Here is a 12,539-nt window from a genome sequence, read left to right as displayed (position 1 = left end):
CTATGTAGGTGCAGGCTCTACCATTACTAAAAACGTGCCAGATAAGGCTTTAGCAGTAGGCCGCAGCAAGCAAATTGTGAAAGAAAATTGGGTAACAGACGATACTTTCAAAAAGAAATAAAAAAAATCTCATATTTTTTAACACAATTAGGGCAAAATAGTATACAATAAAAAGGCAATAGTGTGTATCTGTAATGGAAGATTATGGATAAGTAACCAGTATAGGAACTAATGAAAGGGTATCAAAATGGCATTTGAAGACGGCAAAAAACTTAAGATTTTCACAGGTAATGCAAATCCTGCATTGGCAAAAGAAATTTGTGATTATTTAGGTTTGCCTTTAGGTGAAGCATTTGTAGGTCGCTTTAACAATGGCGAAGTACAAATTATGATTGATGAAAGCGTACGTGGCAAAGATGTATTTATCATTCAACCAACTAGCTATCCTGTAAACGATAATTTAATGGAATTAATGGTTATGGCTGATGCGTTGAAACGCGCTTCTGCACGCCATATTACTGCTGTAGTTCCTTACTATGGCTATGCTCGTCAAGATCGCAAAACTCGTGGTCGTGAGCCTATTACAGCTAAATTAGTAGCTAATTTGATGCAAACTTCTGGTATTACACGTCTTGTAACAATTGACTTACATGCTGGTCAAATTCAAGGCTTCTTCGATGTGCCAGTAGATCATTTATATGGTGCATCTATTTTAGCTAAATATATTAACGAAAAAAATCTTGAAGATGTTATCGTTGTTTCTCCAGACCTTGGTGGTGTAACACGTGCTCGTGATTTGGCTGACCGCATTGGTGCGCCAATCGCAATCATCGAGAAAAAACGTCCTGAACCAGGCGTTGCTAAAGTTATGAACCTCATTGGCGATGTAAAAGGTAAAAACTGTATCATCGTTGATGATATCGTAGATACAGCTGGTTCCCTTGTAGAAGGTGCGAAAGCTTTGGAAGAGTTTGGTGCTAAATCTGTAACAGCTGCTGTTACTCATGCAGTATTAACAGATCCTGCTAGCGAACGTATTGCTAACTCTAACATTAAAGAGCTTATCGTTACAAATACAATGCCATTACCAGAAAAGTGTAAATTGGAAAATGTTACACAATTGTCCGTAGCTCCATTGTTGGGCGAAGCAATTATGCGTATTTTCCATGAAGTATCTGTAAGTAATTTGTTCGACAAATAATAGGTGATTCTTGAAATTAGTAGTAGGCCTTGGTAATCCAGGCAAGCAATATGAAGCAACAAAACATAATATTGGGTTTATGGTTGTGGACGCTATCGCTGATAGTGTTCCTCACACTCCTTGGAGAGAGGAACAACGGGCAGAGGTGTGCAGCATTACCGTAAATGGTGAAAAAGTATTGCTTGTAAAGCCTCAAACATTTATGAATGCCAGTGGTGAATCTGTTGGACCGTTGATGCGGTACTATAAGATTGACCCATCTGACGTGTACTGTATTTATGATGATATGGATTTACCGGTAGGCAAATTACGTATTCGACCAAATGGTAGTTCTGGTGGTCATAATGGGATTAAATCCTTGATTTCCCATATAGGCACAGAAAACTTTCCACGTTTCCGCGTAGGCATTGGTCGTCCGTTGCCACAATGGTCTGTTATTGATCACGTGCTTGCACCGTTTAGCGAAGAGTCGCAAGAGAAAGTACAAAAAGGTATTAAGGATACAGTGAAAGCTGTACTAGGTACCTTAGAGGTGGGCATCGATAAAGGGATGAATCAATTCAACCCTAAACGTCGTCCACATCGATAAATACATGCATAAGGGCATGAGTCTCAAGGAGATTCATGCCCTTTTTACGAGGTATATATGAGTAATCAAGAAAGAATGCCTTTTGTAGAGGCCTTAGAATCATATAAAAAACAACATTTTGTGCCTTTTCATACACCAGGCCATAAGATTGGTGTAGAAGCACCTCAACTTTTAAAAGACTGGATGGGACCGGCACTACCCTATGACTTAGGTGTTATGTATGCCTTAGATGATTTACATGAACCGGAAGGGGAATTAAAAGAGGCTCAAGATTTAACTGCTGAGTTATATGGAGCTGATCATTGTTGGTTCTCCATTAATGGTACCACTGCTTTAATTGAAGCGATGATAATGGGGACTGTAGGGCCCGATGAAACCATCATCATACCTCGTGAGGCACATCGCTCCGTTATCAGTGGCCTTGTGTTATCTGGTGCCAAGCCTGTCTATATGGATTGTCAATTTGATGAGAGATGGGGTATTCCTCTAGGTGTATCGTTGGACGATGCCGTTAAAACCATGGATGCACATCCAGAGGCAAAGGCGATTCTCTTAGTGTATCCAAATTATTATGGTGTAGGTGTCGATATTGTAAATATCGTAAAAGAAGCACATAAACGAGGCATGATTGTTCTTGTTGATGAAGCGCACGGTCCTCATTTACCATTTTCAAACATATTACCTATCGAGGCCATTGCAGCAGGTGCAGACTTAGTGGCACAGAGCACGCATAAATCGGTCGGTTCATTGACACAAACATCTTGGCTATTAGGGCAAGGTGAAAGAATCAATAATCGTCGTATTACGCAAATGCATCAAATGCTACAAAGTACAAGCCCCAATTATATTTTCCTTGCCTCCTTAGATATGGCGCGTCATCAATTAGCCACAGTGGGGAAGGAACTAGTCAGTCGTACCGTAGAATTGAGTCTATATTTACGTAAAGAATTACATAAGATTCCTGGTATTACTACTATGGAATACAGAGACATAGAAGATCGAGTGGTAAACTATGACTGTACCAAGGTACTCATCGATGCTAAAGAACTAGGGGTTACAGGTGTTGAGTTTGAACGGATGTTACGAGAACATCGTATTGAGGTAGAGTTAGTACAAGCTCATCATGTACTAGTCCTCATTACCATTGGCGATACAAAAGAATCAATAACGGCTCTTATTCAAGCAGTACAAGCTATTAGCGATATGGTGTTAAGTAAATCTCATGAATCAAATAATACAAAGGATGAGAATTTGCAAAATCTTAGCAAAGATTCAGCAGTATTACCTGAGCCTATTGTACGTATAACGCCTCGTAATGCTATGTATGCCAATCGGGAGCAAGTACGGTTACTAGACGCACTTCATCGTATAGCAGGAGAGACAATTGCTTATTATCCTCCAGGGATTCCTTGTGTAGCAGTAGGTGAAGTGATTAGTGAGTCTGTGTTACAATATATAGAGAATCGAAAGGCTCTAGGTTATGTGCCGAATGGAGCCGATGATATGACATTAGAAACAATCTGGGTGTTACAGGAGTAATTATGGGGACTTTAATCATATTAGAAGGTGGAGATGGCAGCGGTAAGGCTACGCAAACTAAACTATTAGTAGAGCGATTAATCAAGGAAGGTCATGCAGTTAAATCTGTAAGCTTTCCGAATTATGATAGCGGTGCTGCTATGCCTATCAAAATGTATCTCGCTGGAGAATTTGGCAAAGATGTGCATGATGTAAATCCTTATGTGGCAAGCTCTATGTACGCCATTGACCGCTTTGCTTCCTTTAGAACTGATTGGGAACAGTTCTATACAAATGGTGGCATCATCATTGCAGATCGTTATACAACATCTAATATGGTGCACCAAATGGTAAAATACGACGATCAGAAGGAACGCACTGCATTTTTAGATTGGCTTGAAGACTTTGAATTTAAAAAGTTTGGATTGCCTACACCTGATGCGGTATGTCTCTTAGATATGCCTCTTGAAGTAAGTGAAGCCCTTATGGCGGAGCGCACAGGCAAAACGGGAGGCAATACAGGGGATATTCATGAAGGCAATCATCAGTACTTAGTATCTGTTCATGATGCCTATGAAGAGCTAGTAGAACGCTACGGATGGCACCGAATACCTTGTGCTAGTAAAGATAAATCTAGTCAATATATGTTGCGTACCATTGAAGAAATTCATAACGATGTATATCAAGCGGTAGTAAATCTACTACCTTAGGATAGGGCGACTCTTTTAAAAGTCGCCTTTTTCTTATATAATATTAATATTGAGCATGTATTGATAGGAGGAGCTATGACATATTTTGATTCTATAATTGGTCAAGATTCGATCAAGGCACACCTATCGGAACTTGTAAGTCGTAATGCATTACCGCATAGCCTTTTGTTTTATGGTGAAGCAGGTCTTGGCAAGCTAGATATGGCTATAGGTCTCGCGTCTCTATTATTGGGGCGTCCAGTATTTTCTCAACCTAAGGGAGAATCTTATTTAGAGGCTGTTAAAGAAGCGCGTCTTGCCAATGGTGAGACGGAAAAACGCATCGAAGCAGAAGGTTTACCTATCTATATGGATAAGGGGGATGCCTTTTGGATTCGTCCTATGAAGACGACTTTAAAGGTGGAACAGTGGTATTCATTATTACAAGATCATCTGTCAGTGGCAGGCAATGGCAACCGCGTAGTCATTGTGGAGGACTTTCACACGGCCAATGCAGTTATGGCAAATGCCATGCTTAAAACCATTGAAGAGCCGCCTGCACAGGTGTATTTCATCATCATTACGAACAAGATTAACACTGTGTTACCAACTATCATCTCTAGATGTATGGGCGTAGGCTTCAACAGTGTTGATGAAGATACGATTCGCACGGCTCTCGTGGCTCGTGGCATCACAGGTGATATTGAGCAGGCTTTGTTGGCTGGTCATGGTAATCCACAGTTAGTGGAGAAACTGGCTACGCAAGGTCGCATTGAAATGTTAGAGTTAGCAGTTAAGGTAATGGATATCCTCGCCTTTGAAACTCGATGGTTTTCTATGATTTCTCTAGCTTGTGAAAGCTTATCTCGTGAGAGCCTAACAGAGTTAATGCACTGGCTACGTCTTGTGAGTAGGGATATGATGGCTATTAAAATGGGTGCCCAAGACGGACAATTACAAGTACCTATGTACAAAACTCAATTATTACGATTATTACCGCGCTGGTCCGTGCAAGCACTGTCAAAGGTTATTACCGAAACATTGCAAGCGGAACGGGCTTTGCGCTTACATATAAAAACCGCTCTCGTGGTGGACGGTCTTAGTATCGCCCTTCATGATGCTCGGGAGGAGGATTAAATGCTAACCATAGTTGGCGTACGCTTTAAAAAGGCGGGGAAGATTTACTATTTTCTGCCTGAACAATTAGAATTATCTGTTGGAGACGGTGTTATTGTTGAAACGGCGAGAGGCGTTGAATATGGCACTGTTGTCATCGGCCCTAAAGAGGTTTTTGAAGATGCTGTTGTAGCACCAGTTAAGCCTGTTATTAGAAAGGCAACCTCTAAGGACTTAAAACAAATCGAGAAAAATGAAGAGCGCGAAGAAAAGGCCTTTGAAATTTGCCTCGAAAAAATTGAAAAACGTAAATTGCCGATGAAGCTCATCAATGTTGAATATACATTTGATATGAATAAGATTATATTCTTCTTTACTGCGGATGGTCGTATTGACTTCCGTGAGCTAGTTAAGGATTTGGCAACGGTATTTAGAACACGCATTGAGTTGCGCCAAGTTGGTGTCCGTGATGAGGCTAAGGTGTTAAATGGTATCGGCGCTTGTGGTCGACCTTTATGTTGCTCTAATTTCTTAGGTGACTTCACACCTGTATCAATTCGAATGGCTAAGGACCAAAATTTGAGTCTAAATCCTACAAAAATTTCTGGTGTATGCGGTCGTTTAATGTGCTGCCTTAACTACGAAGATGATTTATATAAAAAGGGTGGCGACCTATATGTGAAAAAGGAACGCCCTCAAGCTCCTCAAGATGTAGCACCTCCTGGAATTGGTAAAGAGGTAGTTACTGATGAAGGTATTGGTAAGGTTTTAAAGGTAAATCACCATAAACATACGGTGAAGGTACAGCTCGAAGCGGGCCGTACTATCGATTTGAAATGGTCCGAGGTGGCATTGCCTGATGAATGATCAAGAACGACTTGATGATTTAATTATAGATGGCTTACAGATTTATCAGCGCTTAGATATGTTTCGCTTTTCTTTTGATGCTATAGCACTTATTCACTTTTGCCGTTTCAATGGTCGTCATTACTATGTTGATCTTGGAACGGGAACAGGTGTTATGCCACTTATAGGTACATCCTTAGGAGCGGGTCATATAACGGGGATTGATATTAACAAAACCCTTATCGAGTTAGCTCAGCGCAGTGTTGAGCATAATGACAAAGGTCGTACAGTATCTATGTTGTGCGGCGATTATCGCCATATGTCGTATCGAGATATCCAAGATAAGCCCTTTGACGGCGTTATTGTAAATCCCCCTTTTTATGATTGTGAAAGCGGTGCAAAGCCTACATCTGAAGAACGGGCCTTGGCACTTCATGATGAACATACAACCTTAGAAGAGGTATTGAAAGCTGTACAGTCCTTTATTAAGTGTAAAGGTCGCTTGTGGATGATTTATAGTGCTAGTCGCTTACAATATTTGCTACATGCATTAGAAGTAGCTAACTTTCAAGCCAAGCGAATTCGCTTTATTCACGGCATGGTAGATAAACCAGCGAAACTCGTGCTAATCGAGGCTCTCTATCAAGGTCAGCCTGGCCTTGTGTTAGAACCGCCACTTATCGTTTACGACAAGCCTAATGTATACACGAAGGAGGTGTCCTCTTGGTATGAACGATAACAAATGGGGCACCTTATACTTGGTGCCTACACCGATTGGTAATTTAGAAGATATGACGTATCGCGCAGTTCGTATCTTGGGCGAAGTAGATGCTATCGCTGCTGAAGATACGCGCCATACGGGTATATTATTAAAACACTTTGATATTAAGAAGCCTTTGATCTCTTATCATGAACATAATAAGGAAGAAAAGGGTGCTTATATTATGGAGCTTTTATTAGAGGGACAGTCTATTGCTTGCGTTAGTGATGCAGGCATGCCTGCTATATCTGATCCAGGGGCTGACCTAGTAACAAAAGCTATTAAAGCAGGCCTGACGGTAGTGCCATTACCTGGTGCCAATGCGGCGTTAACGGCGCTCATAGCATCAGGCTTAGATACTAAGTCATTTACCTTTGCAGGATTTTTACCTAAACGAGGTAAACATCGAGTTGAAGAATTACAACGACTTTCACAAGTAACGGGGACCTTGATGTTTTATGAAGCACCCCATCGATTGCAAGAGGTCTTACAAGATATGTATGAATCCTTTGGCAATCGTTCTATTACGGTGGCAAGGGAATTGACTAAGAAGTTTGAAACCTTTGTGCGTACCGATTTGGAAAGTCTTGTAAATGATTTAGAACAGCTTACCTATAAAGGGGAATTCGTCCTCATCGTAGGTGGTGCTGATACAGTGGAATCTGATAGTACTGAAGTATCAGATGAACCAGTATCGTATGTAGATGCTGTACAAGCCCTTGTAGATACAGGGATACCTAAAAAAGAAGCAATTCGCCAGGTGGCAAAGCGTTTTAACGTTTCCCGCCGGGATGTATATAATATTGTAGAACGTTAAACCTTCCCATTCGAAGGTTAGAAGGAGGCTCATCATGGGAGACACAAAAAAAACGTATTATATTACGACACCAATTTATTATCCAAGTGCTAAGTTGCACATTGGTCATACCTATTGTACATCTGTAGCTGATACGATTGCGCGTTTTAAACGCTTAGCTGGTTATGATGTACGTTTCTTGACTGGTTCTGATGAACACGGTCAAAAAATCCAACGCGCTGCAGAAGCACAAGGTATTACACCTCTTGAATATACTACAAATATCGTAAATGGTTTTAAAGCATTGTGGGAAAAGATGCATATTTCTAACGATGACTTTATTCGTACTACAGATGAACGCCATGAAAAGGTAGTGCAAGAGCTCTTTACAAAAGCTTATGAAAAAGGCGATATTTACAAGGCTGAGTATGAAGGTTGGTATTGTACACCTTGTGAAACATTCTGGACTGAGCAAAAGCTAGGTGAAAATCATACATGCCCAGATTGTGGCCGTCCTGTAGAGAAGGTTAAAGAAGAAAGTTACTTCTTTAAGCTCGCTAAATATACAGACCAATGGTTGAAATTTATTGAAGAGAACCCTGATTTTATTCAACCTGAATCTCGTCGTAACGAAATGATTCAATTCGTAAAACAAGGTCTTGAAGATTTAGCTGTATCTCGTACATCCTTTGACTGGGGTATCAAGGTACCATTTGATCCTAAACATGTTGTGTATGTTTGGTTCGATGCGTTGGTTAACTATATTAGTGCACTCTCTCCATTTGATGGTGATGGTGAATTATATAAAAAATACTGGCCAGCAGATCTTCACTTAGTAGGTAAAGAGATTGTACGTTTCCATACAATTATTTGGCCTATGATGCTCATGAGTCTTGAGTTGCCATTACCTAAAAAGGTATTTGGACACGGTTGGATGATCGTTGACGGCACTAAAATGAGTAAATCCTTAGGTAATGTTATCGATCCTATTCCATTGATTGATACATATGGGGCAGACTCCTTGCGTTACTATTTATTGAGTGAAATTACACTCGGTAATGATGGTAATTTTACATTGCCTAACTTTGTGACAAAAATTAATGCAGATTTGTCTAACGATTTAGGTAACCTATTGAACCGTACCATTGCCATGATTGAAAAATACCACGATGGTGTAATTACTAAATGCGATGATATGGATGATTTAGACCGCGATGTATCCACATTAGCAGTTCAAACTGTGAAAGACTTTGAAGCGGCTATGGAAAATATGGAGCTTAATAAAGCAATTAAATCCGTATGGGCCTTTATTGGTCGCATGAATAAATATATCGATGAAACTATGCCTTGGGTATTAGCTAAATCTGAAGAGGCTAACGATAAAGCTCGTCTCCAATCTGCTATGTACCATTTAGCAGAGGCATTGCGCATCATTGCTATCTTAGTCAGCCCTGTTATCCCTGTGGGCGCTCCAAAAATCTGGGATCAATTAGGTCTCACAGGCTTTGGCGATGCTACATTGGAAGACGCTAAAACTTGGGGTGTATTGCCAACAGGTACAAAAGTTGTGAAAGGTGAACCTATTTACCCACGCTTTGAAATCCCTGAAATGGTAGAAGCTGCTCCAGTACAAGCTGAAGATGCTGTAGATACATCTAATATTCCACCATTAAAAGAAAATATTACATACGATGACTTCGAGAAACTCGATCTTCGTGTAGCAAAAGTAGTAAGCTGTGAAAAAGTGCCTAAATCCAAAAAATTATTGAAGTTTGTATTGGATATCGGCATTGAAGAACGCACAGTGTTAAGTGGTATTTCTCAATATTACGAGCCAGAAGCTATGGTTGGTAAAAAGGTAATTTACTTGTCTAACTTGGCTCCTAAGAAGATGATGGGCATCGAGTCTTATGGCATGATCTTGTCCGCATCCGATTGGGAAGAACATTTAGAGGTAACCAATATCGAATCTTTACCAGCAGGAAGTGTGGTTAAATAATGAAACTCTTTGATACACATGCTCATGTAAATGACGGTCGTTTCGATAATGACCGTGATGAGATGTTACAAGATTGCTTTGATGCAGGCGTAGAATACATTATGATTCCAGGGGTCGATCGAGGTACTGTTGAATCAGGCCTAGCTTTAGCAAAACAGTATGACCGTCTTTATGCTGCAGTAGGTACACATCCTCATGAGTCTAAAGATTTTACAGAGGAAGACTATGAGTTCTATAAGGAACAAGCACTCAATAACGATAAGGTACGCGCTATCGGTGAAATCGGTTTAGATTACTACTATGATTTCTCTGATCGTGAAACGCAAAGACGCGTATTCATTCGTCAGTTGGAGTTAGCTCGTGAAGTAGATTTGCCTATTATTATTCATGACCGCGATGCGCATGGTGATATTATGAATATCTTGCGCAATGAAGGGAAGGATAATTGGGGTATTTTCCACTGCTACTCTGGTAGCTGGGAAATGGCTAAGGAAGCTATTAAATTAGGCTTTTACATTTCCTTTGCGGGCCCTGTAGTATTCCCTAAGTCTACAAATCTTAAGGAAGTAGCTAAACAAGTACCAATAGACAGAATTCTTATTGAAACAGACTCACCATATTTGACACCACCTCCATTTAGAGGCCGACGCAATGATCCAAGCAAAACTCAATTTGTGGCAGAGGAAATTGCCCGTCTAAAAGGTCTCGATGTAGATGAGTTCTGTGAGATTACCTATAATAATGGTAAACGAGTATTTGGTATCGAGTAGATATACATCTTAGTAATGAATATTTCTGATACACTAAATATAAGCTAACTTTTCATGGTTTTGCCTGTAGAATAGGCATTAAAATCATATAGAAATCTAAATTATAAAACGCGATTTTCCCGTATCGGTGAGAATCGCGTTTTTCTATGGTATACTAAAGTATATTCATACTGAACACGTAGTAGGATGAGGGTAGTAGGATGAAACGTATTGCATTTATAGATTTAGGTTCTAACTCTGTTCGCTTTGTTATTTATGAAATTTCTAAAACGGGCAGTTATAGACTGATATACCAAGAAAAAGAAAGTGTGCGCCTCAGTGAAAATATGTGGGGTACTCACGAATTAACAAATGAAGCAATGGAACGTTCCTTACGTTCTTTGAAAGCCTTCGTTCATATGGCGGAAGCGATGGAAGTGGATACCATTAAAGCTGTTGCTACGGCAGCCGTGCGCCTTGCTAAAAATGGGGATGATTTCATCAAGTCTGTAAAAAAACGAACTGGTCTAGATTTAGAATGCATTGCAGGTGAAGAAGAGGCGCGATTAGGCTTCCTTGGTGTTATTAATACTATTGGTCTCAAGGACTTCATTATCTTTGATCTAGGTGGGGCTAGTACGGAGGTAACCCTTGTAAGAGATCGCCATATTGCAGAGGCTGTAAGCTTACCAATTGGAGCTCTTACATTGACAGGCACTTATCAAAAGGGGGAGGAGTATACCCCTAAAGAGCTTGAAAAAATGACTAAAGCGGTGAGGAAAGCTATTAAAGAACATACTTGGCTTCGCAATGTAAAATTGCCACTCCTTGGTATTGGTGGTACAGCGCGTAATATTGCTAAAATGGATCAACGTAAGTTATCCTATCCTATTACTAAACTACACAACTACGAAATACCATATCATCGATTCCACGAGATTTTCGAAGACGTAAAAGGTAAATCTTTGGAAGAACGTAAAAAGATTAGTGGCTTGTCTTCAGAACGTGCAGATATCATTATTGCAGGCCTTACCATCGTGGAAGAATTATTTAACTACGTAAATACTAAGACTCTTGTTGTTGGTGGTTGTGGTTTGCGTGAAGGTTTATTCTATGATTACTATGGGAAACATTATTTAGGGGGAAATCCTATTATCGATGATATTTTAGTTCACTCCGCTGAAAATGTACTCTTAGGCATGACTAAACATGAGCTAGTACATGCCAAATATATTACTGGTTTAGCTACTACCTTATTTGATGAATTAGAGCCACTTCATAAAGCAGATAACAATGCAAGACGATGCTTGATTGTGGCTAGCCTACTTCATGATATTGGTAAACGGGTTAACTACTATAGCCATGCACGTCATGGTTGTTATATGCTCGTAAATAGTAATTTATATGGTATTTCTCACGTAGAACAAGCCTTTAGTGCTTTCCTAGTTATGAACTCCCATGGTTTGACACCTAAAGAGTATAAAAACTTTTTATACGGTAAATTATTAGATCAGGAGCAACGCTCATTAGGTCAAAAATTGTCTATTATCTTAGCCTTGGCAGAGGCTCTCGATGAAAGTCATGAACAATTTATTCGCCGTTTAGAGGTAGCTATTAAATATACTAGCGTGGCCTTAAAGGTACAGTATTTAGAAGGTCGCGATGTGAGCGTTACGAAAGCGGCTGTTGAAAAATTAGCAAAATCTTTCAAAAAAGAATTCAAAAAAGAATTAGAAATAGAGTGGACGGAAGCTCGTAAGGAGGCATAATGGCATTACCAAAAGCATTACGATATGCAGTATTACATGTGGGCTCCAGCAGTATGAGCATTACTATTGTAGAATATAAGGGAATCGATGATGTACGCATTATCGATCATGCGGCGCGAGAGGTAACCTTTGGAGAGGAATTATTTCAAACGTCTCGCTTAAGCTTCAAAACGATAGAAGAAATCTGTCATATTTTAAAAGGTTACAAACAGTTAATGGCAGATTATGGTATAACTCGTTCTAGATTATATGGGACAACCGTAATTCGTGAGGCTGCTAATCGTCGCAGTATTCTAGACCAAATTTACATCCAAACAGGTATGCGTGTAGAGGTTATCGACATGCCGAAAGAGGTGTATTACAAATATGCCCTACTATACTATAAAATGACGCATCAGTACCGCTTGACGGATCCGACCAAGGCAACGTTATTCCTTGATATTACATCGGGTGGTGTGGGCTTAACAGTATGGCGTGGTGAAAGTTTATTATTCCAACGCAATATGC

At 40.0% G+C, this 12,539-nt stretch carries 11 protein-coding genes and 2 pseudogenes; all 13 read left to right on the top strand.

The genetic code is table 11. From position 1 onward, the window contains the following. A pseudogene (locus Q0F90_RS03875) lies at positions 1-121 on the top strand (UDP-N-acetylglucosamine diphosphorylase); the annotation flags it as partial. Between the two features lie 126 nt (positions 122-247). After that, complete coding sequence (locus Q0F90_RS03870; RefSeq protein WP_296003522.1) at positions 248-1,201, top strand: ribose-phosphate pyrophosphokinase; 954 nt, start codon at positions 248-250, stop codon at positions 1,199-1,201. A gap of 10 nt (positions 1,202-1,211) precedes the next feature. Further along, positions 1,212-1,790 (top strand): aminoacyl-tRNA hydrolase, encoded by a 579-nt coding sequence (pth, locus tag Q0F90_RS03865; protein ID WP_296003520.1) that lies wholly within the window; start codon positions 1,212-1,214, stop codon positions 1,788-1,790. A gap of 57 nt (positions 1,791-1,847) precedes the next feature. Then, entirely contained in the window at positions 1,848-3,329 is a 1,482-nt protein-coding gene (locus Q0F90_RS03860; protein WP_296003518.1) for an aminotransferase class I/II-fold pyridoxal phosphate-dependent enzyme, read from the top strand. A gap of 2 nt (positions 3,330-3,331) precedes the next feature. Continuing rightward, the gene (locus Q0F90_RS03855) at positions 3,332-4,018 is read left to right on the top strand and encodes a thymidylate kinase (protein WP_296003516.1); all 687 of its coding nucleotides are present in this window, start codon (positions 3,332-3,334) and stop codon (positions 4,016-4,018) included. A gap of 75 nt (positions 4,019-4,093) precedes the next feature. Further along, the gene (locus Q0F90_RS03850; RefSeq protein ID WP_296003512.1) at positions 4,094-5,134 is read left to right on the top strand and encodes a DNA polymerase III subunit delta'; all 1,041 of its coding nucleotides are present in this window, start codon (positions 4,094-4,096) and stop codon (positions 5,132-5,134) included. Continuing rightward, positions 5,135-5,980: a stage 0 sporulation family protein gene (locus tag Q0F90_RS03845; protein ID WP_296003510.1), complete on the top strand. Its 846-nt coding sequence runs from the start codon at positions 5,135-5,137 to the stop codon at positions 5,978-5,980. After that, positions 5,973-6,698 carry a tRNA1(Val) (adenine(37)-N6)-methyltransferase gene (locus tag Q0F90_RS03840; protein WP_296003508.1) on the top strand — a complete coding sequence of 242 codons (726 nt, stop codon included), beginning with the start codon at positions 5,973-5,975 and terminating at the stop codon, positions 6,696-6,698. Before Q0F90_RS03845 ends, Q0F90_RS03840 begins: the two co-directional genes overlap by 8 nt. After that, positions 6,688-7,536 carry a 16S rRNA (cytidine(1402)-2'-O)-methyltransferase gene (rsmI, locus tag Q0F90_RS03835; protein ID WP_296003507.1) on the top strand — a complete coding sequence of 283 codons (849 nt, stop codon included), beginning with the start codon at positions 6,688-6,690 and terminating at the stop codon, positions 7,534-7,536. The genes Q0F90_RS03840 and rsmI overlap by 11 nt, the downstream gene beginning before the upstream one ends. A 34-nt stretch (positions 7,537-7,570) precedes the next feature. Next, a complete protein-coding gene (gene metG, locus Q0F90_RS03830; RefSeq protein ID WP_296003505.1) occupies positions 7,571-9,514 on the top strand; it encodes a methionine--tRNA ligase in 1,944 nt (647 codons plus the stop codon). Then, positions 9,514-10,284 carry a TatD family hydrolase gene (locus Q0F90_RS03825; protein ID WP_296003504.1) on the top strand — a complete coding sequence of 257 codons (771 nt, stop codon included), beginning with the start codon at positions 9,514-9,516 and terminating at the stop codon, positions 10,282-10,284. The genes metG and Q0F90_RS03825 overlap by 1 nt, the downstream gene beginning before the upstream one ends. 200 nt (positions 10,285-10,484) lie before the next feature. Further along, positions 10,485-12,032 (top strand): exopolyphosphatase, encoded by a 1,548-nt coding sequence (ppx, locus tag Q0F90_RS03820; RefSeq protein WP_296003502.1) that lies wholly within the window; start codon positions 10,485-10,487, stop codon positions 12,030-12,032. Then, positions 12,032-12,539, top strand: a pseudogene (locus tag Q0F90_RS03815) (phosphatase); the annotation flags it as partial. The gene ppx and the pseudogene Q0F90_RS03815, both read left to right, overlap by 1 nt.

Source organism: uncultured Veillonella sp. (assembly GCF_934190855.1).
Lineage (GTDB): Bacteria > Bacillota > Negativicutes > Veillonellales > Veillonellaceae > Veillonella.
This window is presented reverse-complemented; position numbering and strand designations above follow the sequence as displayed.

Excerpts from the sequence above, each read along its gene's own strand:
- Q0F90_RS03845 (WP_296003510.1), top strand. The coding sequence starts at position 5,135 with ATGCTAACCATAGTTGGCGTACGCTTTAAAAAGGCGGGGAAGATTTAC.
- Q0F90_RS03855 (WP_296003516.1), top strand. The coding sequence starts at position 3,332 with ATGGGGACTTTAATCATATTAGAAGGTGGAGATGGCAGCGGTAAGGCT.
- ppx (WP_296003502.1), top strand. The coding sequence starts at position 10,485 with ATGAAACGTATTGCATTTATAGATTTAGGTTCTAACTCTGTTCGCTTT.
- rsmI (WP_296003507.1), top strand. The coding sequence starts at position 6,688 with ATGAACGATAACAAATGGGGCACCTTATACTTGGTGCCTACACCGATT.
- Q0F90_RS03840 (WP_296003508.1), top strand. The coding sequence starts at position 5,973 with ATGAATGATCAAGAACGACTTGATGATTTAATTATAGATGGCTTACAG.
- Q0F90_RS03870 (WP_296003522.1), top strand. The coding sequence starts at position 248 with ATGGCATTTGAAGACGGCAAAAAACTTAAGATTTTCACAGGTAATGCA.
- Q0F90_RS03860 (WP_296003518.1), top strand. The coding sequence starts at position 1,848 with ATGAGTAATCAAGAAAGAATGCCTTTTGTAGAGGCCTTAGAATCATAT.
- metG (WP_296003505.1), top strand. The coding sequence starts at position 7,571 with ATGGGAGACACAAAAAAAACGTATTATATTACGACACCAATTTATTAT.
- Q0F90_RS03825 (WP_296003504.1), top strand. The coding sequence starts at position 9,514 with ATGAAACTCTTTGATACACATGCTCATGTAAATGACGGTCGTTTCGAT.
- Q0F90_RS03850 (WP_296003512.1), top strand. The coding sequence starts at position 4,094 with ATGACATATTTTGATTCTATAATTGGTCAAGATTCGATCAAGGCACAC.